Origin of the sequence: Halalkalibacterium halodurans, assembly GCF_005671335.1 — a bacterium.
Classification (GTDB): domain Bacteria; phylum Bacillota; class Bacilli; order Bacillales; family Bacillaceae_D; genus Halalkalibacterium; species Halalkalibacterium halodurans.
The window spans coordinates 3,794,637-3,821,037 of sequence record NZ_CP040441.1 but is presented as its reverse complement, the minus strand read 5'-3'; the positions used below and the strand labels follow the sequence as shown (position 1 = coordinate 3,821,037).

The window sequence follows — 26,401 nt, the reverse complement described above, 5'->3', positions numbered from 1 at the left end:
CTAGGGGCAGGTCAAATCTCCACATCTGTTTATTTGTGTAACGGGCGTGGGGCAATGCGTAAAAAAAACGCGGTTTCAAACAGGGTATATACCCCACAATCGAATTAAATTTAGGAGGTAAACGATTATGGCAACATCAACAACTTATAATAGAGCGTTTTGGAACGTTATGAAAGGAAAAGACGAAAATTATCAGAATCTGAACGAGGGGTACGATAATGTCGGAGCATATGTCGCACCAGATGAGTTCAGGGAAGGTTTTAACACTGCTTTGGCAAAGGAGAATATATTCCGCAGATTTGCCACTGTTATCAATCTATCTTCTGCAGAAGGTAAAATTCAAGCGGTATCCTCAACGGGTACAGCAGATTGGGTTGAAGACGGGGATCCAATCCCCGAAAGCGCCGATACATTTACACAGTTTCTGGTGAAATCATACAAGCTGGCATCTCTTGTCAAGCTAAACCGCTCATTTGTCACCGATATGAACTTTAATCTTGAAAAATATCTGATGGGTGATTTTGCGAAGCGTTTTGGCAAGGCTGAGGAAAATGCATTGCTTAATGGAAATGGCACAACACAGCCAACAGGTATCCTTACAGCAGATGCAGATGTAACTACAGCAGACAATAGTACCATCTCTTTTGACGAGATTATCTCTCTGTATTTTTCATTAAAAGATGAATACCGAAATAACGCTGTGTTTATCATGCACGATAATACATCCATGCTTCTTAGAACCCTTAAAGATACAAATGGCAGTTATCTATGGAATACTTCAGATAACACCATCTTCGGAAAGCCTGTAGTTACCTCTCCATATATGCCTACAGTATCAGCAGGAGCAAAAAGCATTGTATTCGGAGATCTATCGTATTACTGGCTGATTGAGCGTCAGCCAATAACAATAAAGAAATTAAGTGAGTTATATGCATTGCAGGGGCAAATTGGATTTTCTGCTTACGAAAGATTGGATGGCAAGCTAATTCAACCAGATGCTCTGAAAATATTACAAATAAAAGCTTAAATAATGGATTAGGCACTGAGTCATCAATTCGGCTCAGTGCCAGTTCCATCAAAACATCGGACAGGAGGTCACGATATGGAAAATCAAAGTAACAGCCGCACAACCAAATCCGATATCGGAGGTACGGTCTATGTGGTGGAATCACGAGTAAGTGATTCAGCAAAGGAAAGTGCATATTCCAAGCTGAAACGACTGATTACAGTCAACGCAAAAAACCTTTCAAAGTTATCAAATAGTTCAAATAAATCCACGGAAATCAACTCGACTTCTTCAAGGTAGTACGGTAATATACATAGTGCTAAACCGCTTGAAGACTGTCGGAAATGGAGGATAAAAATGAATAGACAGTCAACATTTAGCACTATACGTAAATCAACATTAGCATTTGAAGAAGCAAAAATTACTGCTCTTTACTGCAGGCTTTCCCGTGATGATGAGCTTGCAGGGGACAGCAACAGTATAGTAAACCAGAAGGCAATTCTAAAGAAATATGCTGAGGACAACGGTTTTCGTAACATCGAATTTTATGTGGATGATGGGGTCAGCGGTACAACTTTTGATAGACCAGACTTTAACCGCATGATTGCAGATGTAGAGTCCGGTAGAATCGGAACGATTATCATCAAGGATATGTCCCGCTTCGGCAGGGATTACCTCAAAGTAGGTTATTATACCGAGATTATGTTTCCTGAAGCAGATGTACGATTTATTGCTATTAACAACGGTATTGATAGTGCAAACCAAGCAGACAGTGACTTTACACCGTTTCTTAACATTATTAATGAATGGTACGCTAAGGATACTAGCAAGAAAATCCGTGCTGTGTTCAAATCCAAGGGACAGTCAGGCAAGCCACTCTGCACCAATCCGCCTTACGGTTATATTAAAGACCCTGAAGACAAGTTGCACTGGATTATAGATGAGAAAGCCGCCGAAGTGGTCAGAGATATTTTCCGACTGTGCATGGCTGGCTTTGGACCCACGCAGATAGCAAAGCAACTTGAAAAGCGATGCATTGATACGCCTACGGTTCATCTACGCAAAATGGGTATTAACACTCCAGCAAGACCACCTGAAAACCCATATGCTTGGTCGGCTCGTACCGTAGCAGATATTCTGGCTAAAATGGAATATCTAGGTCACACGGTGAATTTCAAGACTTCTAAAAAATCCTACAAGAGCAAAGTCAAGATATTGAACAATCCAGAAGATTGGATGGTTTTCAAAAATACCCATGAAGCAATTATCGATGAGGGCACTTGGGAAACAGTGCAGAAAATCAGAGATGGCAAGCGAAGACCATCACGATTAGGTGAAATGGGAATGCTTTCAGGTATGATGTTCTGTGCCGACTGTGGGGCGAAGCTGTATCAGGTTAGAGGAAAGGGATGGTCACGCGATAAGGAATACTTCGTTTGTGCTACTTACCGCAAGAAAAAGGGGATGTGCAGTTCACACCAGATACGCAATGTTGTGGTGGAACAGCTTTTGCTGGAGGACTTAAGACGTGTAACCTCCTTTGCCAAAGACCATGAACAGGAATTCATCCGTATAGTTATGAATAATTCAGAAAAGGAGCTTGCCAAAGAACTCCGCCAAAGTCAAAAGGAGTACGAACAAGCACAGGCTCGTATTGCTGACATAGACAAAATCATTCGAAAGCTATATGAAGACAATGTGATGGGCAAAATTCCCGAAGAGCGTTTTTACAAGATGTCGACTGAATATGAAGCCGAGCAGAAGACACTGTAAGAAAGGATAACCAAATTAAAACATACCATTGATACTGTAAATGAACAGTCCCTCAATACCGACCGCTTTTTGGCACTGGTTAAAAAGTACACAGAAATTACAGAATTGGATGCAGAGATTATCCGAGAGTTCATTGACAAAATTATTGTATTTAAGGCTGAAAAGGTAGATGGCCGCAGAACTCAGCGGATTCAAATTTTCTATAACTGCATTGGCGCTATCGACTTACCAAACTAAACGAAAAAACGGCATAGCCGCAAATCAACGACTATGCCGAATTTTTCAGGAATTATAAATCCCTATCTGACCGCTCCTAACGTGGCTCCTTTTTTGCTCGTCCCAAAAGGGTACGCTCTCATTTGGTGGAAGTGCTAGAGCCCCTCATAACTATGACAAGCGGAGAGAGAGTCTTGTATTGGAGATTCCTGCTTGAAAAAACACCCCAATTTTGTACTGGAGTAACTGTACATTGAGAGGTGCTTTAGTAATTGCTTACTCATTTGTCGTTAAATAGTCAACCATAAAATCAGCCCACACTTGATGGCCATCTTTGTTCGGTCTACCGCTCTCTAAAAAGTCTTCAAGGCCCCCGTCTTCCGTGCTTGGCCATGCCTCCCAATGATCGGCATACGAAAAGTTGTGATTGTTCGCAAAAGCCTTCAACATCTCGATTTGACTTAAATAGTAGCTTGCCCCGTAAATTGGGTTCGCAGGAAGGAGGATCACGTGAGTATCTGGTAAGTCACTTTCAAATTGAATTAATAACTGTTCCAACACATAGAGTGTATCTTCAGGTAATACTTGTCCGTTATCGTTTAACATAAACGGCTCAATCAACAATATATCAGGGTTGCTGTCGATCACTTGGTTCGCATAATCTCCTTGGATGACATCGGTCGATATGGTTCGGCCAACATCGACGATGGAAAGGGTGACTGCACCTGTCCCAAATTGGTCATTCATTTGATCGATCATGACATTCGGCCATGCCTCATCATTAGAGTCTACGCTGCTCGTTAATGAGGTAGAGCCAAATGCCGTAATTGTAATTGAATCTTTCTCTTGTAACAGCTGTCCAATGAGTCCGTCCGCTTCTGGCTGTTGCGTTGAGTTGCCATCTTCCTTACGATTCACTGAGTGACGATCTCCATGGCTAGTTAAGGGGGAGGCCTCAATTTGTTCGTGAGCATCATTTGCGATCGTTTTTAATTTTGCGTTGTAATGCACATAACCGATAGATAATATGACAATACAAACAAGCATCCCTATTAAAAATAAATAGTTTTTCACATGTGTTCCTCCAATCTAAAAAGACAAAGCCAATAATAAATAGAATAATGGCGAAAAATTGTGAAATGACACGAAATAAGTCTTGTATATTATAGCGAATGATAGAAGTGATGTAAATGTGAACCATGGTAAGGTATTAGGTTTTTTGAAGAAAACAGGAAAAGGAGATTACTTAACAGAGAAAATTAATATGTAAAGTAAAAAACGATGGGTAGTAGACCCCATCGTTTTAATTAAAGTGTTTAATGGTACCGTTCAAAATCCCTTCTGCAGCCGAATCTAAGAAACTAGCACTTTTCATTCGGTTGGCTTCTGTTGGATTTGTTAAAAAACCAACCTCAACCAGTACGGAAGGAATTCTCGTGTGGCGAATGACTTGGAAATTCGCTTCTTTAACACCTCGGTTATTTGTGTTAATGGCCCGAACCAGTTCTTGTTGAATGTTTGTTGCTAAACTACGACTACTTGTAGCCGCATGAGCTGAGTTCCAGTATGTTTCAGTTCCGTTAGCAGATGTAGAGGTAGCAGCATTTAAGTGGATACTAATAAAAGCATCAGCGCCTGATGAATTTGCAATATTGACTCGATCTGTTAAGGATGGGTATACATCTGTTGAGCGCGTCATGATAACAGTTGCACCTTGCGCTTTTAGCTTCGTTTCTAAACGCTTTGAAATATCCAGTGCTACTACTTTTTCTTGTAAACCGTTTGCTATGGCACCAGGGTCTGAACCACCGTGCCCAGGGTCAACAACGATTGTTCTACCTGAGAGAGCCTTATTGCTTGGTAGGGTTGTCCCATTTAACAAAACTTCATCAAGCTTGGAGTAAGTGGCTGAACCGACGATGCCATCCGCAGTAAGCCCGTAAGCCCGTTGAAAAGCCTTGACTTGGGATTCGGTGACTGATCCGAAGTACTCCGTCGGGCTACCTGATACCGGGAACCCTACTTCAGCTAAATCTTTTTTAAGCTGAATGACATACGGATGTCTGTCACCAAAACGAAGGGTGGCAGGTCTTCCAGTTCCGTTCTTTAAAACTTCATCAAGCTTTGCGTAAGTAGCAGAACCGACGATACCATCGACAGTAAGCCCATAAGCTCGTTGGAAAGCCTTGACTTGAGATTCAGTGACTGATCCGAAGTACTCGGTCGGGCTACCTGATACCGGGAACCCAGCTTCAGCTAAATCTTTTTTAAGCTGAATGACGTAAGGATGACGGTCGCCGAAGCGAAGCGTGGCAGGTCTAGAGTTCCCGTTTAAAACCTCATCAAGCTTGGAGTAAGTGGCTGAACCGACGATGCCATCCGCAGTAAGCCCGTAAGCCCGTTGGAAAGCCTTGACTTGGGATTCGGTGACTGATCCGAAGTACTGTGTCGGGCTATCGGAAACAGGGAACCCTGCTTCAGCTAAATCTTTTTTAAGCTGAATGACATACGGATGTCGGTCGCCAAAGCGAAGCGTGGCAGGTCTGGAGTTCCCGTTTAAAACCTCATCAAGCTTTGCGTAAGTAGCAGATCCGACAATGCCATCTGCAGTAAGCCCGTAAGCCCGTTGGAAAGCCTTGACTTGGGATTCGGTGACTGATCCGAAGTACTGTGTCGGGCTATCGGAAACAGGGAACCCTGCTTCAGCTAAATCTTTTTTAAGCTGAATGACATACGGATGTCGGTCGCCAAAGCGAAGGGTCGAGGGTCTAACCGTTCCTCTTACGACCTCATCAAGCTTCGAAAGTGTAGCAGGGCCAGCAATTCCATCAACGGTGAGCCCATAAGTTTGCTGAAACTCTTTCACCCTTTGTTCGGTCGTAGGACCGAAATAAGTGGTTGGATTATCCGATACTTTAAACCCAGCCTTTTCAAGGTCAATCTTAAGCTGAATAACAGCTGTATCGTATGTACCGAGCTTTAACACTTGGGCTTGTGCGGTTTCATTTGACCAAAGCACACAGCTTAATAATAAAGCGATACAAAAAACTATGAACTTGTGAAATCTCAAAATCTCCTCATCCCTCCTCTAAGTTAGTCAAGTCTATTCTATAATAATTAGCAATAAATTACTACAATGAGAAAATCGAATCATGTTAGAAGAAGTAGAAAAAAGTAAAATAAACTCGAGATAGAGACGATTTTTGATAACCTTTGTATAATATTCTTTTTAGAGATACTATTATGGAGGATGTATAAATAAAGGTTTGTTTAAATTGAAGTGAAGAAAGGCTGTCCATAATGGGAAAAATAAACGTATTGTTTTTTATTTATCAAATGGGGGGCGGGGGAGCAGCCCGCACTTTATTAAACATCATGAACAATTTAGATCGAGAGCGCTTTTCTGTTACCCTTGTCACTCTTAACTTTGATGGTTCCTATGAGGGGGAAGTGGAGAAGGATATCCGTTTTATTAAGCTACAAACGAAACGGCTGAGCCGGTCTATTTTTTCATTAGCAAGGATCATTAAACAAGAAAACATTGATCTCGTGTTTAGTACAATTCCGAGAGTGAATACGATTGCCATCGTGGCAAATAGATTGTCACTCTCGAAGGCGAAAAATGTCGTCCGAGAGGCGGATAATCTCGGGGGGAGTTTTGTCGTAAACCTCCAGCTTCTAGGATTCGGGGTGGTTTACAAGTTTGCTCATCAAATCGTCTCCTTATCAGAAGGAGTGAAAGAAAACCTTGTCCGCCGTTATAAAATTCGTGGCTCACGGATTCAAGTCATTTATAACCCAGTTGATTTACAGCGAATAGCCGATAAGATGGACCATGGGATAATGGAGCCAAAGCATGAGGAACTGTTTCATACCGGTGATAGGGTGATCATTACAGCTGGACGATTAGTGCCGCAAAAGGATCAGCGGACATTGCTTCAGGCGTTTGCTAAGGTAAATGAGCAAACGAAAAGTAAGCTCATTCTTTTAGGAGAAGGCCCGTTAAAGGAAGAATTACAGCAGGAAGCTGCAAGGTTAGAGGTGGCGGACCGTGTTCATTTTTTAGGTTTTCAGAGCAACCCTTATGTTTATTTTAAACATGCAGACGTATTTGTCCTGTCTTCCATTCACGAAGGGTTCAGTCATGTAATAGCGGAGGCATTAGCCACAGGAACTCCAGTTGTATCAACAAACTGTAAATCTGGTCCAGAGGAAGTGTTGGACAAAGGGAAATATGGGTTCCTTTGTGAAGTCGGAGACGTAGACGAAATGGCGAGCAAGATTCAACATGTCCTTACGCTCTCTCCGGAGCAACGAGCTTCCTTGATTGAACGGGGGCTAGAGCGCGTTCAAGACTTTGATGCAAAACAGATCGTAAAGCAGTACGAAACATTATTTTTACACACATTGAAAAGATCGTAAAAGCAGCGTTCATTGAGGAGTTGTAGCTTTTATGTGTTCGAAAGAAAAAAAGGCGGTTGTCCATATCACGACGGTGCATCATCCGTTAGATCCGAGGATTTATTATAAACAATGCCAATCGTTACAACGTGCGGGGTACGATGTCACCTTGCTTGCTCCAGATGCGGAAAAGGTCATCCCATCAAGCATTGTCAATATAAAATCGATCAACAGACGAAACAATCGTTTACTGCGAATCGGAATTTCTACGTTGGAAGCCTATTGGAAGGCAAGAAAATTAAAGGCCGATATTTATCAAATACATGACCCGGAGTTACTTCCAGTCGCATGGTTGCTTAAGAAGAAAAGCAACGTCGTCATTTATGATATTCATGAAGACTACGAAACCGCAATGATGGAAAGAGAATATTTACCGAAGCCTGTTAGGCGTTTTTGTGCCAAAGCGTATCGGCTCGTTGAACGGCTTTTTTCACGAAAGCTAGAGCTTTGTTTAGCTGAAAAATATTACCGAGAAAAATATCCGAACGGAAAATGTATTTTAAATTACCCTTTAGTAAACGAAAAGCTTGTTCACCATAATCGTACAGATAAGCCAATCGAAGATAAATTACTATACACTGGAAATGTAAGGGTTGATCGAGGGGCTTTTCAGCATGCGAAGCTTCCATTGGTTGATGAAAACATTTCCGTTCATTTAATTGGTCAATGTCCAGGAAACCTTGCGGAGCAAATGGAGCATTTAGCAGGAGAAGCGAAGGATCGCTTACACATGGAGGGTGTCGATCGCTACATTCCGAAAACAGATATCGATGAATCCTATGTGAAGCACCGCTGGCTAGCAGGAGTCGCCTTATTTCCCCCATCAGATCACTTTAAAAAGAAGGAATTAACGAAGTTTTTTGAGTACATGAGTGCTGGTATTCCTATCTTATGTTCTGACTTTCCTGCTTGGAAAGCATTTGTCGAAAAGCACCGCTGTGGCATGGCGGTCAATCCCGAAGATGAACAGGAAATAAAAGCAGCCATTGATTACTTACGAAACAATGAGCAGGAAGCATTAAAAATGGGAGAGAACGGACGGCGGGCTGTTCTTGAAACATTAAATTGGGAAGTGGAAGAGCAGAAGTTAGTGGAATGGTATGACACGCTATGGAGAAAAAACGAGAAGACTTCTTGATGGTGATATAAATGGAAAGAATAAATGTAGATGGTCCAGTCGTTTCAATTATAACCCCTTGCTATAATGCGGAGATGTTTATTCGAGACACCATCGAATCTGTTTTAAACCAAACATTTTCGAATTGGGAAATGGTCATTGTGGACGATGGTTCCACCGATCGAACCGTTCAAATCGTTGAGAGTTATGCGTCTCAAGACGAACGGATTAGGTTGATTCAATTAGAAAAAAATAGCGGGCCTGCGGTAAGTAGAAATACAGCGATTCAACATGCGCGCGGCCGTTATTTAGCTTTTTTAGATAGTGATGATCAGTGGCTACCTGAAAAACTCGAACGGCAGCTTGAATTTATGCAAAAACGAAATGTGGCGTTTTCTTTTACAAGTTACAAGACAATGACAGAAGATGGATCTGAAACGGGTAAGGTTGTGAACGTACCGGAAAACGTTGATTACCATGAGTTATTAAAGCAAAATGTTATCGGTTGCCTGACGGTCATGCTTGATCAAGAAAAAACGGGTCATGTCCAAATGGTGAATATGCGGTCCCGGCAAGATTATGCGCTATGGTTACATTTATGCAAGCGAGGATTTATTGCCTATGGCTTACAGGATGTATTAGCGAAGTATCGGGTGGTGCACAATTCGGTTTCACATAATAAGTGGAAAATGGCGAAGCAAAATTGGCGCCTGTATCGTGAAAATGAAAAGCTAAGCTTTGTAAAGAGTGGATGGTACTTCATGCACTATGTCTGGCGATCGTTAAAAAAGTATTTATCGAAATGATTAATGATTGTCAAAAACTTTTACCTAGACATCTGCTGTCAGTGTGTGATAATGGGGTATGGTGAACGGAAATCTTCCGTTCTTTCTTACATCTTTAAGAAAATTTACTCTCTTTAGTAGGTTGGAAGGATAAGAAAAACGATAGCTTCCATGAACAATGTTTTTCTAGTGTAGTTGTTTAGGTTGATGAATGAAGAATGGCGGTGGAGAAACACTTATGCGTGAATATATAAATGAATTATTAAAACGTAAAGATCTTTTAGTTTACCTTGTAAAATCAGGGCTGAAAGCGGAGCATCGGAATAGTTACTTAGGGTACTTCTGGTGGTTATTAGATCCGCTCCTTAACGTAGTGATCTATTACTTCCTTATTGGCGTGCTGCTAGGTCGTGGTGGGGATGATTTTGCCGTTTTCTTAGTGATTGGATTAGTTGGTTGGCGCTGGATAAATACAACTGTCAATACATCAGCAAAGTCGATTACGAAATATTCATCGATCATTAATCAAGTTTATTTACCAAAGTCCATTTTTCCTCTTGCGATGACGGCGACTCAAACCTTTAACTTTTTGTTTGGTCTTATTATCATTGCGATCTTTTTATTAGTGTTTCAAGTCACTCCTGGCTGGCAAGTGGTCTATTTGCCGCTTATTATTTTAGTACAGCTGTTGTTTTTAGTCGCAATCAGTTTGTTCGTTGCCTATATTTGTGTATTTGTTCGCGACATCGATAACATATTAGGTCATATTTTGCGGATTTTCTTTTACGGATCTGCCATCATCTTTAATCGAGACTTTGGGCAATATAGCTGGATCTTTGATATTAACCCAGTCGCCGTTATTATCTATTCGTATCGATCTGTTCTCTTGTGGCATGAAAGCCCACCATTTTTCAGCCTGTCCATTATTGCCATAACATCGATCGTTGCCATCATATTGCTTATTCGCTATTACAGTCGAAACGAACATAAAATCATTAAAGCTTTATAAAAAGAGGTTTTTCTAATGACTTTATCTATGACGAATCAAGACAAACAAATAAAAGAAGCAAATGAAGTCGTGATTCAGGCGACTAACCTCGGTGTCTCTTTTCATTCAGGCTACCGTACCGATGACTATAAGTCGCATATTTTTAATTGGTTTAGTCGAAAAAGCAAGACAAACGAGGGCCAAGAAGAAAGCAAAATCGTTTGGCCGCTGCGCAACCTTGATTTTACTGGGTACAAAGGTGAAATCCTTGGAATCATCGGTTCAAATGGTGCGGGGAAAACAACGCTTTGTAAAATGCTCTCAGGGATATTGAAGCCTGATGAAGGAGAGCTTTATGTGGACGGGCGTGTTTCTGCTCTATTTTCTTTAGGAATGGGGTTTAAAAAGGAACTCACAGGACGAGAAAACGCGTATTTAAATGGAATGATGCTCGGAATTGAAAAAGATCAAATTGACCAATTTATTGATGAAATTCATGAATTTTCTGGTCTCGGTTCATTTATTGACCAACCGATGAAATATTATTCGAGCGGGATGAAGGCCCGACTAGGGTTTAGCGTAGCTGCGTTTCTCGAACCAGAAATCCTCATCCTCGATGAAGCGTTAAATACGGGGGACGCAGCTTTCGGTAAAAAAGCTGCGGCAAAAATGAAAGAGCTTGTCTCAAAGGCAAAGATGGTCATCCTCGTGACTCATAGTTTACGCTATGCGAGGAAAAATTGTGATCGCCTCCTTTGGCTTGATCGAGGTGAAATCCGTGCGATTGGTGAGCCGGCAGAGGTCATCGAAAAATACAAAGAAACGATTCCAGTGAAAGTACGAAGACCTCGAAAACGTCTGGAATTAAAAAAGACCGAGGCGAACGTGAAAGAGCGAACGGTGGTTAAAGCTGAAAATATAGGGATGTCTTTCAATTTTAAAAATGAAACGTTTTGGGCGCTTAAAAATGTTAGTTTTGATATTAAGGAAGGGGAGGTCGTCGCAATTATCGGTCATAATGGAGCCGGAAAAAGCACGTTGTGTAAACTACTGACGAAGATTCTGACACCTGATGAGGGCGAACTCGAGCTTTCTGGTGAAACGACGTCCCTTCTTAGTTATGGTACTGGATTTAATGCACAATTATCGGGTAAGGACAATGTTTATTTAAACGGTATGTTATTAGGGATACCAAAGGAAAGAGTGGCACAAGAGTACCCGAATATTGTCGCTTTCTCAGAGTTGGAGAAACATATGGATAAGCCTGTGAAATCATACTCAAGTGGGATGAAATCGCGGCTTGGCTTTAGTATCGCTGCAACGCTTCAACCTGATATTTTTATTATTGATGAGGCTCTTTCCACTGGAGATGTAGCCTTCCAGCAAAAGGCGAGTGAGAAGATTCAAGAAATGATGGAGCGGGCAAAGGCGGTTATTATTGTCTCCCATAGTATGAAGTTTGTAGAGTCAGTGTGTACCCGGGCCATTTGGTTAGAAAAAGGTCAGGTTCGTTTCGACGGAGATCCAGAAGAAGCGGTAAAGCTATACAAGGGGCCTGAAAAAGAAGAAAAAAAGAAAACAAAACGTCGTGTTGTGAGGACGAAGAAAAAGGCAGCGACAGAGGATTCAATTAACGATTAAGTTGGCGGTGGTACAAATGCTACGATTAGTAAAAAAGAGTGTGATTGGGCTTGTAGATTGGTTCTTATATAAAGCCTTAAAAACAAGTCAAAAACAGTTTCTTTCTAGCTTGCTAACGGAAAAGCAAAAACAAGCGATCAAACGTGTTATTAAGCCTGGGAAGAAACAGACACAGTTGCGAAAAATTGAACGGTTGAAATATCGGTTATACAATCTAGGGTTTACTAATCGAGCTTTGGAGGACCTCCAGCTCATTTGTCGTGAAAGCGGCGAGCCTTACTTGAAGCGTCTGGCTGCCTGGGAGTTAGCGTTATGGCATGCCAACCAGTATACGACGGAAGATGCAAAAGCTTGCCTCCGTTATCTTGACATTGCTACTACCGGTGTAAAAGATCGTGATGATTTGCGTGCTGTAGCTATTGTTAAGGCTGAGTGCTATGACCTTTTAGGAGAGAGAGAGCAAGGAAAAGAACTAGTGCAACAAATGATCGAGACTCAACCCCACCCTGATCTTTATTTAGCTGCAGCCAATCTTGAAACAACGGTCGCACAACGAATGAAATGGATTAACAAAGTCTTTGCGCACTATGGGACGGAACCGTTGGAGTTGACCGAGCAGGCAGACGAAAAAAGCCCGTATGATGCACTGGGAGTTAATGGTATTGATGAAAGCAGCGAGAATGATGAGCAACCAAAGGTAACGGTTATCATTCCGGCTTTTAATGCTGAGAGTGTGATTCAAACCTCAATTGAATCCATGCAAAAACAAACATGGACGAACCTTGAAATTTTTGTCGTCGATGACTGTAGTACGGATGAAACGGCATCGATTGTCCATCAATATGCGGAGCAAGATCATCGAGTCCATTATTTAAAAACAGAAACAAACAGTGGTGCTTATGTGGCAAGAAATATAGCATTACAGCATGCAACAGGGGATTTTGTCACGATTAATGATGCAGACGATTGGTCCCATTCGCGAAAAATTGAAATTCAAGTGCGACACTTGTTAAAGCACCCGAATATCATTGGGAATTTTTCGCAGCAAGCACGTGCGACCAATGATTTAAAATTTTACCGTCGCGGCAAGCCAGGCTTATACATTTTTGCGAACATGTCATCGTTCATGTTTCGTCGGAAGCCTGCGATGGACAAGCTGGGCTACTGGGATTGTGTCCGCTTTGCCGGAGACTCAGAGTTTGTAAAACGCATCAAGCTCGCATTTGGAGAAAAGGCTGTGGTTGAACTACCTACAGCTCCATTATCTTTTCAACGTCAGTCAGGGGAATCGTTGACGAGCCATTCTGCCTTTGGTTTTCCGGGTTATTTTATGGGGGCGCGCCGAGAGTATGCGGAGGCGCATGATCATTTTCATAGAACGAGTCAAGAGGGGCTTCGATATTCCTTTCCACAAAAAGAGCGTCCATTTCCTGTACCGGAGCCGATGCTTCCCAACCGTCAGCCAAAATCGGCGGGGCGGCGGCATTTTGATGTCATTTTAGCATCAGAGTTCCGCTTGTTAGGCGGGACGAATATGTCGAATGTGGAAGAAATCAAAGCGCAAAGAGAGATGGGGCTCCGCACAGGCTTAATTCAGTTATCTCGCTATGATCTTAATTCGGTTGAAGCGATCAATCCTAATGTTCGGGAGTTAATTGATGGCGATCAAGTGCAAATGATCGTCTACGGAGAGCAGGTAAGTTGTGATGTGCTCATTGTTCGCCACCCTCCGATTCTGCAGGAATGGCAGCGTTATGTGCCAAATGTAGAGGCAAAAAGTGTGCACGTGATTGTGAACCAACCGCCACAGCGAGACTATGGTGACAACGGTAGTGTTTTATATGAGCTTCCTCGCTGTATCGATCACCTACAAGCCTATTTTGGCAAAAAAGGCATTTGGTACCCGATTGGACCGAATGTACGGGAAGCTTTATACGAGCACCACCATAAGGATTTGCAAGCGATTCCTTTCTCAGATCAAGATTGGGTCAATATTATTAATGTGAAAGAATGGAAGAGAGTTACACGTCGAGAAAAGGACGGGAAAATAAAAATCGGGCGCCACTCTCGGGATCAATATGTAAAATGGCCAAAGGATCGAGCAACCATGCTGCAAATTTATCCGGACAAGGAGCCTTTTGAAGTTCATATACTCGGTGGTGCTAAGTCACCTACTAAGGTTCTAGGGTCTTTGCCAGCCAATTGGCATGTCCGAGAATTTGGTGAGGTTCATCCGCGTGAGTTTTTAGCAGAATTGGACGTGTTCGTTTATTTTACACACCCTGATTGGGTTGAAGCTTTCGGTCGAGTTGTATTTGAAGCAATGGCTGCTGGCGTTCCAGTCATTGTGCCGCATGAATACGAAAAGCTGTTTGGTGAGGCTGCCATTTATGCTGAAATCAATGAAGTACAAGAGAAAGTAATGGAGCTCATGGCAGATGATGAATATTATCAAAACCAGGTAGAAAAAGCGCTCATCTATGTTGAAAACCAATTTGGTTATTCTCAACATGCTGCAAGATTGGAGACGTTTTTACATGAAGATGAACGAGCAGAAGTTTGAATTAGAGGGTAGAAAAAGAAAAAATGAACAGCTGCTTTCGGAAATACAGCAGCTAGAACTAGAGATCTCTAATATGGAGAAAGAGAATGAACGAGAGCGCCGCAAATTGCGAGCGCTCGAAACTTACTACTATGGAATAAAAAACAGCTGGCCAGTTGCTTTTCTAAGACAAGTGAAAAAGTTGCTTAAAATGATCGTTCAACTTGTCACGAGAAAAAAAAGTTGGAGACAGCTGTTTAGTTCATCGTGGAAAAAGAAAAAAGCCCAGCAGCGGATAAAGAAACTGAAATATAGCTTGTATGAACTAGGGTTTACCAAGAGAGCTTTGGCTGATTTAAGGGGACTACTGAAAACGGACAATCGTTACTTAAGGCAGCTTGCCGCTTGGGAGCTAGCTTTATGGCATGCAAATCAATATACGCGCACAGATGCTCGGGAATGTTTAACGTATTTGCAACAAGCAACTGCAGGCAAAGCGGAGCGTTCGTTTCTACGGCGTGCAGCGATCATTGAGGCTGAGTGCTATAAATTGCTTGACGAGATTGAAAAAGGGAAGCAACGAATAGCCGATAAAATAAAAGAGTATCCACATCCAGATTTGTATTTAGCGGCAGCCAACTTAGAAGAGCACCCTTTAGATCGGGTCAAATGGATTAATAAAGCTTTAGCACATTTTAATATTGCCCCTATTAGGCTAAAGCAAACGGGCGAAAAAGAACGAACACCGTACGATTCGATTGATGTGGCAGCAAAAGCAACTAACGTTAAACCTAATATGGAGCCGAAAGTAACGGTGATCATCCCTGCGTACAATTCAGAGGATGGGATTGCTACGTCCATTGAGTCGATCTTGCAGCAAACTTGGACAAATATAGAGATTTTGGTTGTTGACGACTGCAGCACTGACGGTACAACTGCTTTGATCAAGCGTTATGCAGCGAGCGATGATCGAGTGAAGTATTTGAAAACGGAGATCAATAGCGGTGCTTATGTGGCAAGAAATATAGCATTACAGCAAGCGGCAGGCGAGTTTGTCACGATTAATGATGCTGATGATTGGTCCCACCCAGCAAAGATTGAAACGCAAGTTAACCATTTGCTGGAACATCCTCAGGTGATTGCCAACACTTCTCAGCAAGCAAGGATGACAGAAGAACTAACGTTTTTTCGAAGAGGGAAGCCAGGAGAATATATTTTTGCAAACATGTCTTCACTTATGTTTCGCAAGAATCCTGTTATGGAGAATCTTGGTTTTTGGGACAGTGTACGGTTTGGAGCTGATGGTGAATTTAAACGCCGCCTAAAAAAAGTGTTTGGTGAAAAAGCTGTTGTTGACTTAGCGTCAGGCCCATATTCCTTTCAAAGACAGACCAAGGGATCTTTGACCGGAAATCATGTATTTGGCTTTCACGGATATTTTATGGGTGTGCGTAAAGAGTATTTTGACAGTTACTCGAACTATCATCGAGTGGCAGAGTCCCTCCGCTATGATTTCCCGCAGGAACCCCGTTTATTTGCTGTGCCGGAGCCTATGTGGCCACAGCGGGAGAAAAAAACAGCTGATGGGCGGCGCCATTTTGATGTAATCATTGCTTCCGAGTTTCGCCTACTAGGCGGGACCAATATGTCGAATGTGGAAGAAATTAAGGCGCAGAAACAAAAAGGGCTTCGGACGGGTCTTATGCAAATGTCGCGGTATGACTTTCAATCACGTAAAGAAATGAACCCTCACATCCGCGAGCTTCTCGATGGGGATCTTGTACAAATGGTTGTCTATGGTGAGGAAATTAGCTGTGATTTATTGATTATCCGTCACCCCCCAGTTTTACAGGAGTGGCAAAAATATTTACCTAATGTAAAAGCAAAGCGTGTGAATGTCATCGTAAATCAGCCGCCGAAGCGGGATTATAGCAAAAAAGGAAATACATTGTATACGATTCCTGATTGTGCGAAACGTATGAAGGAATATTTCGGGACGACAGGTACATGGTATCCGATTGGGCCACTTGTCCGCGAAGCTTTGCTAACACATCATAGCCATGAACTGCATCCGATTTCCTTAGCCAGTGAGGACTGGGTCAATATTATCGATGTACAAGAATGGAAAAGGGCATCCCGTCCGCTTCGATCAGAGAAGATCAAAATTGGTCGGCATTCTCGTGACCAGTATGTGAAGTGGCCTATCGATCGAACGGAACTTTTTAAAGTTTACCCAGAGTCTGCCCCATTTGAAGTCCATGTTCTTGGCGGTGCAGCAGCACCAATGAAGGTAGTCGGTGAGTTACCTGCAAACTGGTATGTCTATGAATTTGGGGAAATGCATCCAAAGGAGTTTCTAGCTACACTTGATGTATTCGTCTACTATACGCATCCCGATTGGATTGAAGCGTTTGGGCGAGTCATTTTCGAGGCGATGGCGGTAGGGGTACCTGTCGTTATTCCACCAATCTATGAGCAGTTGTTTGGCGATGCTGCACTTTATGCTGAACCAGATGATGTTCAGGAAACAATAGTACAACTAATGGACAACCCGGATTTTTACGAATCTCAAGTAGAAAAAGCGCAAGCATATGTAGAGGCAAACTTCGGTTACACAAAGCACATTTCAAGAATTGAATCGTTCATTTTTGATCGGACAAACCATTCATAAATAGCAGAAGGAGGTGGTCACGTTGAGCAAAACGTATCCGTCAAAAGAAGGAATTCAGAGTGAATTACAGCACGAAAAGGAAAGGGAACACGAGCTGCAAATCTTATTTATGAAGCATGAAGCGAAGAAGCGAGAGTTACAGAATGAGCAGAAAAAGCTGCGGAGGGACCAAAAGAAAATTGAACAAAGCCGGTTATGGAAATATACCGCTGTTTGGCGGAAAACAATAACTGTTTGTAAAAGTATCAAAACGGCTTTTTTAGGAAAAGCCAAGCAAGAATTAATTCAAGAAAATGAGCAACTTCATCTTGAACTTAGGGAACTTCGTCAACAATTAATGAATGTCGAACAAAAGCTAATAAACGAAACACACAAAGCGAATGATCGGCTGATTGCACTAGGGAAGATGGATCGTGACCATCTCCTACACTCGGTGAAACGGGCGAAAGAGCAAGGTCAAATGGTGGAATACTTGAGGCGTTTGATCGAGTCAAAGACCTCAATACAAAATGCTTATCGTGAGGCTTTGTTTCTTTCCGCGAGACACTATCAAAATGAGAAGCAAGATGTGAAAGCGCCAATTTTTCGGGAAGCTTTGTCTGGGTTGCATGCTGAAGAAGTACCAGAATTTATTGTAAGAGAAGTAGATGAGAAAGAAACGATTTCTCTAAAATCAATCGCTTCCTTTCGAGCGAATTTAAGTATAAGATTAAGGAAGAAACAATTCGGGACCATCTTACCAGAATGGCTACTCGATCAAAAAAAAGTTGCCTATCGTTTCATGGATTCCCTTCATATTGATAGGCCTTGGGTCTCTGATGACACGTACACGATCTCAACGATACCTAAAAAGGAACGGATTGTGATCAAACCTCAAGATGGTGCGGGTTCCCGCGGCGTATACCTTGTGTTTACTGAGGGGAATATTCTTGATGTCAAACGCTCGAAAACCTTAAATAGCTGGGAATCTCTTGTAGAGAGTATGAAAGAAGATCTGGACTCTTGTTCGGTTAAGGAAGACTCATGGATGATCGAGGAGCTCCTGTTAGAAGATAAAGACACATTTCGACCAGCACGAGATTTGAAATTTTATTGCTTTTATGGGAAGGTTGCTATCATTCTTGAGGTGCAACGATTTCCAGAGCTTTCGTACTGTTGGTGGACAGCTGATGGTAAACAAATTACGACTGGAAAATATGATGGAGACCTGTTCAAAGGTGACGGAGCGTCCGAACAAGAAGTCCAATTAGCGGCTTCTATTAGCTCTGAAATTCCTGTACCTTTCATTCGAATCGATTTTCTGAAAACGAGTCGAGGGCTTGTATTTGGTGAATTTACCCCGAAGCCTGGGAATTATGACGAATTTAATCGTGAAACGGATCGGTGGCTTGGGGATGAATTTTTAGCAGCAGAAGAACGTTTAATTTCAGATTTATTAAATGGCAAGTCATTTGAATCATTTAAAAACTTACTTGATGCAAGACTTAATTAGCATGTGTTGGAGGAAACTCTCTATGGAACAAATTAATCACCAATGGTTACCGCATCTGTCGAAAGAAATCGTTGAAGATGCAAGGGGGCCAGAATTTGATGCATATTTAGTAGCCTTAGAAGGATGGCGACGAGGCTTGACCCTTCGGTGGCATACAAAGGACTCTGAAGCTTTTCGTGAGATCAAAACGTGGTTCGTTGATCGACCAGGAAAGCTGTTTTCTCTTCGATCAGAAGAGAAAACCCATTATTTCTTTAGAACTCGTGGGGATAAAGTAACGAATGAAGCTGTTGCGATTGGAGCCGATAAAGAGAAAACAAAAGAATATCTCGCAAAGGCTGGCATTCCGATACCAGAAGGAAGGCGTTTTGTAGCGGAGATTGAAGACGATGAAATTATCTCATATGCAGCGGAGATCGGCTATCCGCTTGTCGTAAAACCGACAGATGGAAGCTTCGGTCGAGGCGTTGTGACAAACATTGAAGACGAAGTAACATTTGCTGAACAGCTTCGTCACGTTCGGCATGTCCTCAATTATAAAGATGTCATCGTTGAGCGTCATGTGGCAGGAAAAGATTATCGGTTGTACGTTGTTGGAGATAAGGTTGTAGCGGCTATAGAGCGCATTCCTGCCAATGTTGTTGGAAATGGAAAACAGACAATTCAAGAATTAATAGAGGCTAAAAACGAAGAGCGTCAAAAGAACCCTCGGTTGATTAGCTGTCCCATTAAGCTAGATCAAGAGATGAAAAATCACTTAGCCATTCAAGGGTACGGTTTGGATACGATCCCGGAAGACGGCGAGATGGTTTTTTTAACAAATAAGAGCAACATTTCAATCGGTGGAGATCCTGTTGACCAACTAGATAGCTTGCCTGAGGAGGTCAAACAGCTAGCGGTACAAGCCTTGCAGGCAGTCCCGCAGTTACCTCATGGGGCCGTCGATATCCTTTATGATGACGAACAACCAGTGGAAGAAGGGGCTGTTGTATTAGAGTTAAATCCGACGGCACAAATTGGCTCGCTCGTATTTCCGATGAAAGGCATCGCTCGAGATGTCCCGGCGGCTATCATTGATTATTACTTCCCAGAAACAAAAGGGATGAACGGTCAAAAATCTAGGTTTTACTTTGATTTTTCAGACGTGTTGGAACCATTGGTGACAAAAACAGCCTCAGTGACGACGGTATCTGCAGCTCCTTTAGGTGAAGTTTATGGCAAGAAATATACAGTAACCGGTGATGTCCAAGGAATTGATTATCATCGAGGCTTGAGAAAACAAGCCTTTGAACGAAAGCTAAGTGGTTTTGTAAAAAACCTTGAAAATGGAAACATCGAAGTCATTGTCATGGGTACTGATTCAGAAAGCGTCAATGACTTTAAACAAGCTATCTTCGAAGATCCAGAGCGTTCAGATGTTGTTGATGTTTTTGAAGAGTCATGGGAAGAGCCAGTAAAGGTCGGGTTTGAAGTTAAAGCAGATTTAAAAATGCAAGTGGATCAATTAAAGAAGATGAAGCTTGAATTGGAGACAGTGCAGAAAGAGTTACGACGTGCAGAGCGGCGTTACCGAGCATATAGTCGAAGCATTTCTTGGCAGCTTACGTTACCCTTTCGAAAGATAGCGGACATAGTAAAATGGGTCGGTCGATTGTTTGAAAAATAAGGTCGGATGTAGGAAGATTCCAAAATCAAGATTTAGATATAAACCATTGAGGGAAATTAGGGGAGGTCGTTATAATGAAGAGTAATCCTTCAATTTGTCTCCCTCACCTTACCAATGACATTGTAACCAGCGCAAGAAAAACAAAGCTGTGTGCATACTCTGTAGCACTGGAAGGGTGGAGACGTGGCTTAACGTTAAAATGGCATACTGTTGACCATGAGAAATATCAAGAAATGATTACCTTTGGGGTGAATCCTCCAGGTCGATTATTTTCACTAAGTTCTAAAGAAAGGACTCACTACTTTTTTAGGACTAGAGGAGATAAAGTAACCAATGAAGCCGTAAGAATTGGTTCCGATAAAGATGAAACAAAGGTATGGTTAGCTAAAGCTGGCGTTCCTGTACCAGAAGGACGAAAATTTGAGGCGTCTTCAACAGATGAGGAAATTATTCAATATGCATTGGAAATCAACTTCCCACTTGTTTTAAAGCCAACCAATGCTAGCTTAGGAAACGGTGTCGTAACCAATATTAAGGACGTAAAATCTTTGCAAAAGGCTTTAATTTATGTACGCTCTGATTTAAATTATCCGGAAGTTATATTAGAACGTTATGTATCAGGGGAGGAATACCGAGTATACGTCGTTGAAGATCAAGTCATTGCGGCTTATAACAGATTGCCAGCAAATATTATTGGGGATGGCTATCATACAATTACCGAATTAATTGACTTAAAAAATCGGCAGCGGAAGAAAAATGCACGTTTGTTTAGCTGTTTAATTGAAATTGATAACGAGGTATTGGATTTTATCCAATCGTCTGGCTATACATTGGAAAGTATCCCGAATAAAGGGGAGAAAATTTTGCTAAGGGAAAAAACCAATGTATCAGCAGGGGGAGACCCAATCGATGTGACCGATGAGCTACCTGATGAACTCAAACAGATTGCAATAGATGCTATTAAAGCAATTCCTGGCTTACATCACGGCGGTGTTGATATTATTGCTGATCTAAACCAATCCATATCAACAGCTGTCGTCATTGAGTTAAATCCAACTGCTCAAATTGGAGGAATTTTATTTCCAATGGAAGGGAAGGCACGCGACATTCCTTCTGCTATCATTGATTATTACTTTCCAGAAACGAAAGGGAGCCAAAACAAAAAATCTAGAATATATTTTGACTTTAATACAGTACTAGAGCCATTATCTAGCCGTTCATCTGTAGAAGTAGAAGTCTCACCAGCTCCCATTGGCAAGTTATATGCGAAAAAATATACAGTTTCTGGTTTTGTGCAAAGAGTAAGCTACCATCAATGGTTACGTATTCAAGCGTTGGAAAGAGGACTGAATGGTTACATTAACAACCTTTCTAATGGGGATATTGACGTTGTAGTTGCAGGAACAGATAAAAAAGAGGTTAATGCATTTAAGGAGATCTTTACTGCTGCACCTAATAAGGCCGAAGTAAAAAAGATAAAGGAGGAGGCTTGGAAATCTCCTGTAAAGGTTGGTTTCGATATAAGTGAAGGTTACAACCCGACAAGTTTACGATCGGTAGAAACGGCAATAAAGAAAATGGAAAAAGAATTACGTCGCTTAGAAAAAGAAAAAAATCGATTAGAAAAAGAGACGTCAAAAATTCAGCAAAGCCGCTTCTGGAAATCAACTGCGTGGATTAGAAAATTAAGCAATTATGCAAAGAGTTTAATAAAACCACAAGCAAATGGATAGGCCACGTTCTACGATCGGCCTTCACCGTTAAAGTAAAAGAAGTAACAGATATTAGGATATATTTCTGTGTCAACAACAATAATTCCATTATAAAAAGGAAGTAGCTAGAGGTTTTTCGAGAATGATACATGCAGTTGTGAAAAAAACAAACTTATTGGATATAATCCATGAGGTTTCTAGGGGGTATTCATTTGGCTAATAAAAGCAGGAAAATAACGTTGGCGGCGACTGGTGATGTGTTATTACATGAGCGGTTATATAGAAAAGCGAAAATTAAAGATGGTTCTGGTTATAATTTTGATGAACTCCTTAAGGATGCAGAGCCTTTATTTGAAAAAGGAGATTTAAAAATTGTTAATCAAGAATCCATTATAGCTGGTGAAGAATTAGGTTTGTCAGACTTCCCACATTTTAATAGCCCAGTTGAAATTGGCTATAAACTGAAAGAATTAGGCGTGGACATAGCCAATTTAGCAAATAACCATGTATTGGATAAAGGAGAAAAAGGGATCCTTAAATCGATCGAGAATTGGGAGAAAATCGGGATCCCTTATGTGGGAGCTTATAAAAATAAAAAAGATCAGGAAACACTCAGAATCTTTCATAAAAATGGCCTAAGAGTGTGCTTCTTATCCTATACTAAAAGAATGGCAGGAGTGAAAATTCCTAAAAATAAAGATTATCTTGTTGATAGCTTTGAAGACGCAAATGTGGGAAAAATTAAAAAAAGAATTCAACAAGTGAAAAGCAATGATCTAGCAGATGTGATTGTATTATCAATCCATTATGGTAAAGAATATCATCTGCTCCCTACTTCAGACCAAATTGAAATTTCAAACACGCTCTCAGATGCGGGTGCAGATATCATCTTAGGGCATCATCCCCATGTATTACAGCCTCCTGCTTATATACTTAATTCCAGAGGAAAAGAGACATTCTGTATATACTCTTTAGGTAACTTTTTTTCTGGACAAAAAGGGATTTATCGGCAAATTGGGGCTTACATGACCATCGATATTGAAAAGCCTACACCTGATAAAAATGCATTACTAAAAATAGATAATCCAACGATAAAATTGACCTACGTAGATAGCTGTGACAAGAGAACTTATAAGTTACATTTATTGGAGGATGTTGTTAAGAATCAAGAGTTTATTAAGACTCATATGGGAGTATTTAAATCTCAGGAAGTGTATGACAGAATTATTACACATATGAGAAAGTGGATCACAGATTTAAATATTTCATAACATGTCTCTTTGTATTGGAACATTTAGTGGGTAGAGATTCATAAAAATCTTTGAATTTTTCACTATTATAAAGGATGGTATGAATGAATCAAAAGAAAAATAATTGGTTACCTCATTTAGAAGAATCAATACCGGAAGACGCTCAAGGTTATACAGTAAGTTTGTATAGCGTTGCGTTAGAAGGTTGGAGACGAGGAATGACACTAAAATTTATTAATGAAAATAGAAGGAAATCAGAAATAATTTTTTCGCTAAAATGGAGAGATAAAGAGCACCGCTTTTCAGTATCTCGTGGGGATCTTGTCCCGAAAGAAGCGATAAGAATTTGCATCGATAAACCTTCCACTAAAAAGTATCTATTAGACGCTGGTGTTCCCACTCCTTTAGGTAAAGCATTTGAAGAGGATGTAGCAGATGAAGAAATAGTAAACTACGCTAATTCTTTAGGGTATCCATTAGTAGTTAAACCTTCGAATGGAACTGGAGGGGGAGGCGTTATTGCTAACATAAAAAATGAGGGAGAATTCCGAGAGGCACTAGCTTATGTAAAGTATGATCTAAAGTATCCAGAATTAATTGTAGAAAAATATTTTGCTGGTCAAGATTATCGCGTATACGTTATAGGTGATAAGGTGATTGGAGCGATTGCGAGAATTCCGCCTAATGTTGTCGGAGACGGTGTGAATACTATTCAACAGCTATTAAAGGTTCGCCAAAAGGAACGGGATAAAAATCCAGCTCTTTTTAATCGGAAAATTAAGATTGATAAAGAGATGGAAAATATGCTTCAAACACAAGGCTATACATTAGATAGTGTTCCCAAGAAAGGGGAAAGAGTTTTCTTAAAAACGAAAAATAATGTATCAGCCGGTGGAGATTCTATCGATGCTACTGAAGATTTAACGCCTGAAATAAAAGAAATAGCTATTAATGCAGCCAAAGCCATACCGGGGTTAATTCAGTGTGGTGTAGATATGATGGTAGACAAGGAAAGAAATAAAGCAGTAATTCTAGAGATTAATTCTAGACCCCATATAACGGCGCATCTTTTTCCGATGGAGGGACAAGCAAGAGACATTCCTAAAGCTATCATTGACTATTATTTCCCTAATACAAAAAGTGATTATGATAAAGATCAACCATTGCTTAATTTTGATTTCAAGCACGTATATGAAACGTTTCAAGCTGGGATTGCAAAAGAAATTACTATCCCCAATATACCTACAGGTAAAATGATATCTAGGCAATTTGAAATCAATGGGGATGGTTTAGATTTAAATTTTGAAAAATGGGTGCGAAAACAATCGAAAGATCTTAAATTAAGTGGTTTTATTGAACGAATAGGCAAGGAAAAGAGTTCGGTTGTTGTCACTGGAACTGAAAAAGCAGTTCAGAAAATAAAAGATATTTTATTAAATGTTGATTCAGATAATTATGTAATAATAAAGATAGATGAGAAAGAGTGGAATAAACCAGTTAAAATAGGTTTTGAAATTAAGTCTGATGAAAGTAGGTGGAGTAAAATTAACAAGAATGAAAAAGGAGCATTACAGGACGGATATTATCCAGTTCATTTAAAACAGCCAGCAACTAAAACAACTAAAGTGAAAAAAAGGAATAAGAAACAAGTAAAAGACGATAACTATTATAAAAAGAAATATTATGCTGTTATAAATAGTACGTCATGGAAAGTGACGAAACCTTTACGTAAAATGGCGAACTTAATGAAGCGTATTTTCAAAGGTGGAAAGTAGTATTTTCTAAACACCTTAATTTGGAGCAATCGACCCATTCTTATTCAATTAAGCTGATAGAAAACAGTGTGTATCTCATGAGGATCACACTATTTTTTTAGCGGAGGAGAAGAGCTATACTTTTAATAAGTAGAAAATGATTTTATCGTATATTATAATGGGTGCTGGATAAATACATTAAGAAAGGGAAGAAAATCAAATGCATGTAAAAAAAGCCATCATCCCTGCGGCAGGTCTAGGGACAAGATTTCTCCCAGCAACGAAAGCGCAACCGAAAGAAATGTTACCGATCGTTGATAAGCCAACGATTCAATATATTATCGAAGAAGCGATTGAATCGGGAATTGAAGATATTATCGTTGTGACTGGTAGAGGGAAGCGTGCGATTGAAGATCACTTCGATAAATCCTTTGAGTTAGAAGAAACACTAGAAAAGAAAAACAAGTCTAAATTGCTAGAAGAAGTAAAGGCGATCTCGAGCATGACGAATATTCATTACATCCGTCAAAAAGAGGCCAATGGGTTAGGGCATGCGATTTGGTGTGCTCGCAAATTTATAGGAAATGAACCGTTTGCCGTTCTACTAGGAGACGATATTGTCCAGTCGGATGTTCCGTGCTTAAAGCAGCTAATTGATGTTTTTGACCGCTATCATTCGTCGGTTGTTGGGGTTCAGGAAGTGCCTAATGAAGATGTCTCCAAGTATGGTATTGTTTCTCCGAAAGGGTCAGAGATTGAAGCGAACGTTATTCACGCCGCTGGCTTTGTCGAAAAGCCAAAGCTAGAAGAGGCGCCTTCCAATTATGCGATTATGGGAAGGTATGTGCTTCGCCCGGAAATTTTTGATATTCTAGAGAACCTACCTCCAGGTGCTGGCGGCGAAATTCAGTTAACCGATGCGATAAAGGTCTTGAATGAATCTCAGGTCGTGTTAGCCTACAATTTTGAAGGTGTTCGTTATGACGTGGGGGACAAGTTTGGCTTTATTAAAGCAACGATAGATTTAGCATTGCAACGGGATGATTTGTCAGAAGATGTAGCTCAGTATATTAAGGACATTTATGAAAAACAAGTGGGTCAGTTAAAGCAATAAATGACGTCTGGATAAAACCCTTCTCTTAAGCAGATAATGAGCAAGAGAGGGGTTTTTTATACATTAAGAGAAGGATCAATGTTTAGCAGTAAAGACCACTCTAGAATTGAGTATAAGGGCAACTACGGCTTTGCTGTCGTCTAAAAGCTCGGCAATCACCTAATGTTCTTGACCTTGTTGAAAATTGTCATTAATTTTTTTGTTTTCAACAGT

At 40.9% G+C, this 26,401-nt stretch carries 19 protein-coding genes; 17 read left to right on the top strand and 2 right to left on the bottom strand.

The annotated features are described in order from the left end of the window. Positions 1-127 precede the first annotated feature (127 nt). The 4 genes from FED51_RS18660 (at position 128) to FED51_RS21455 (ending at position 3,016) form a co-directional block, all read left to right on the top strand. The gene (locus FED51_RS18660; RefSeq protein WP_053430238.1) at positions 128-1,027 is read left to right on the top strand and encodes a phage major capsid protein; all 900 of its coding nucleotides are present in this window, start codon (positions 128-130) and stop codon (positions 1,025-1,027) included. 75 nt (positions 1,028-1,102) lie between these two features. Beyond that, on the top strand, positions 1,103-1,306 hold the full coding sequence (locus tag FED51_RS18655) for a transposon-encoded TnpW family protein (protein WP_053430239.1): 204 nt from the start codon (positions 1,103-1,105) through the stop codon (positions 1,304-1,306). Between the two features lie 57 nt (positions 1,307-1,363). Further along, positions 1,364-2,779, top strand: coding sequence for a recombinase family protein (locus FED51_RS18650; RefSeq protein ID WP_233443853.1), 1,416 nt, complete (start codon positions 1,364-1,366; stop codon positions 2,777-2,779). 6 nt (positions 2,780-2,785) lie between these two features. After that, positions 2,786-3,016, top strand: coding sequence for a DUF4368 domain-containing protein (locus FED51_RS21455; RefSeq protein WP_338035678.1), 231 nt, complete (start codon positions 2,786-2,788; stop codon positions 3,014-3,016). Between the two features lie 255 nt (positions 3,017-3,271). Here FED51_RS21455 and FED51_RS18645 read toward each other — a convergent pair whose 3' ends face one another. After that, positions 3,272-4,069 (bottom strand): SGNH/GDSL hydrolase family protein, encoded by a 798-nt coding sequence (locus tag FED51_RS18645; RefSeq protein ID WP_053430240.1) that lies wholly within the window; start codon positions 4,067-4,069, stop codon positions 3,272-3,274. A gap of 229 nt (positions 4,070-4,298) precedes the next feature. After that, positions 4,299-6,065, bottom strand: coding sequence for an N-acetylmuramoyl-L-alanine amidase (locus tag FED51_RS18640; RefSeq protein WP_053430241.1), 1,767 nt, complete (start codon positions 6,063-6,065; stop codon positions 4,299-4,301). A 230-nt stretch (positions 6,066-6,295) separates the two neighbouring features. Here FED51_RS18640 and FED51_RS18635 point away from each other — a divergent pair, with 230 nt between their 5' ends. The 13 genes from FED51_RS18635 (at position 6,296) to galU (ending at position 26,188) form a co-directional block, all read left to right on the top strand. After that, on the top strand, positions 6,296-7,417 hold the full coding sequence (locus tag FED51_RS18635) for a glycosyltransferase (RefSeq protein ID WP_053430242.1): 1,122 nt from the start codon (positions 6,296-6,298) through the stop codon (positions 7,415-7,417). A gap of 31 nt (positions 7,418-7,448) precedes the next feature. After that, positions 7,449-8,594: a glycosyltransferase gene (locus FED51_RS18630; RefSeq protein WP_053430243.1), complete on the top strand. Its 1,146-nt coding sequence runs from the start codon at positions 7,449-7,451 to the stop codon at positions 8,592-8,594. Positions 8,595-8,605: 11 nt separating this feature from the next. Beyond that, positions 8,606-9,379: a glycosyltransferase family 2 protein gene (locus FED51_RS18625; RefSeq protein ID WP_053430244.1), complete on the top strand. Its 774-nt coding sequence runs from the start codon at positions 8,606-8,608 to the stop codon at positions 9,377-9,379. Positions 9,380-9,596: 217 nt separating this feature from the next. Continuing rightward, positions 9,597-10,367: an ABC transporter permease gene (locus FED51_RS18620; protein ID WP_053430245.1), complete on the top strand. Its 771-nt coding sequence runs from the start codon at positions 9,597-9,599 to the stop codon at positions 10,365-10,367. Between the two features lie 15 nt (positions 10,368-10,382). Continuing rightward, the gene (locus tag FED51_RS18615) at positions 10,383-11,987 is read left to right on the top strand and encodes an ABC transporter ATP-binding protein (RefSeq protein ID WP_053430246.1); all 1,605 of its coding nucleotides are present in this window, start codon (positions 10,383-10,385) and stop codon (positions 11,985-11,987) included. A gap of 16 nt (positions 11,988-12,003) precedes the next feature. Beyond that, a complete protein-coding gene (locus FED51_RS18610) occupies positions 12,004-14,550 on the top strand; it encodes a glycosyltransferase (RefSeq protein WP_053430247.1) in 2,547 nt (848 codons plus the stop codon). Beyond that, positions 14,525-17,200 carry a glycosyltransferase gene (locus FED51_RS18605; RefSeq protein ID WP_233443851.1) on the top strand — a complete coding sequence of 892 codons (2,676 nt, stop codon included), beginning with the start codon at positions 14,525-14,527 and terminating at the stop codon, positions 17,198-17,200. Before FED51_RS18610 ends, FED51_RS18605 begins: the two co-directional genes overlap by 26 nt. Positions 17,201-17,222: 22 nt before the next feature. Then, the gene (tupA, locus tag FED51_RS18600; RefSeq protein ID WP_053430248.1) at positions 17,223-18,692 is read left to right on the top strand and encodes a teichuronopeptide biosynthesis enzyme TupA; all 1,470 of its coding nucleotides are present in this window, start codon (positions 17,223-17,225) and stop codon (positions 18,690-18,692) included. Positions 18,693-18,714: 22 nt separating this feature from the next. Next, positions 18,715-20,358 carry an acylphosphatase gene (locus tag FED51_RS18595; RefSeq protein WP_053430249.1) on the top strand — a complete coding sequence of 548 codons (1,644 nt, stop codon included), beginning with the start codon at positions 18,715-18,717 and terminating at the stop codon, positions 20,356-20,358. Positions 20,359-20,432: 74 nt separating this feature from the next. Continuing rightward, positions 20,433-22,091 (top strand): acylphosphatase, encoded by a 1,659-nt coding sequence (locus FED51_RS18590; protein WP_053430250.1) that lies wholly within the window; start codon positions 20,433-20,435, stop codon positions 22,089-22,091. 191 nt (positions 22,092-22,282) lie between these two features. Further along, positions 22,283-23,341 carry a CapA family protein gene (locus tag FED51_RS18585; RefSeq protein ID WP_233443850.1) on the top strand — a complete coding sequence of 353 codons (1,059 nt, stop codon included), beginning with the start codon at positions 22,283-22,285 and terminating at the stop codon, positions 23,339-23,341. Between the two features lie 83 nt (positions 23,342-23,424). Next, complete coding sequence (locus FED51_RS18580) at positions 23,425-25,095, top strand: ATP-binding protein (RefSeq protein ID WP_053430252.1); 1,671 nt, start codon at positions 23,425-23,427, stop codon at positions 25,093-25,095. Between the two features lie 199 nt (positions 25,096-25,294). After that, positions 25,295-26,188, top strand: a complete 894-nt coding sequence (gene galU, locus FED51_RS18575; RefSeq protein WP_053430253.1) for a UTP--glucose-1-phosphate uridylyltransferase GalU — start codon at positions 25,295-25,297, stop codon at positions 26,186-26,188. Positions 26,189-26,401: the final 213 nt, after the last annotated feature.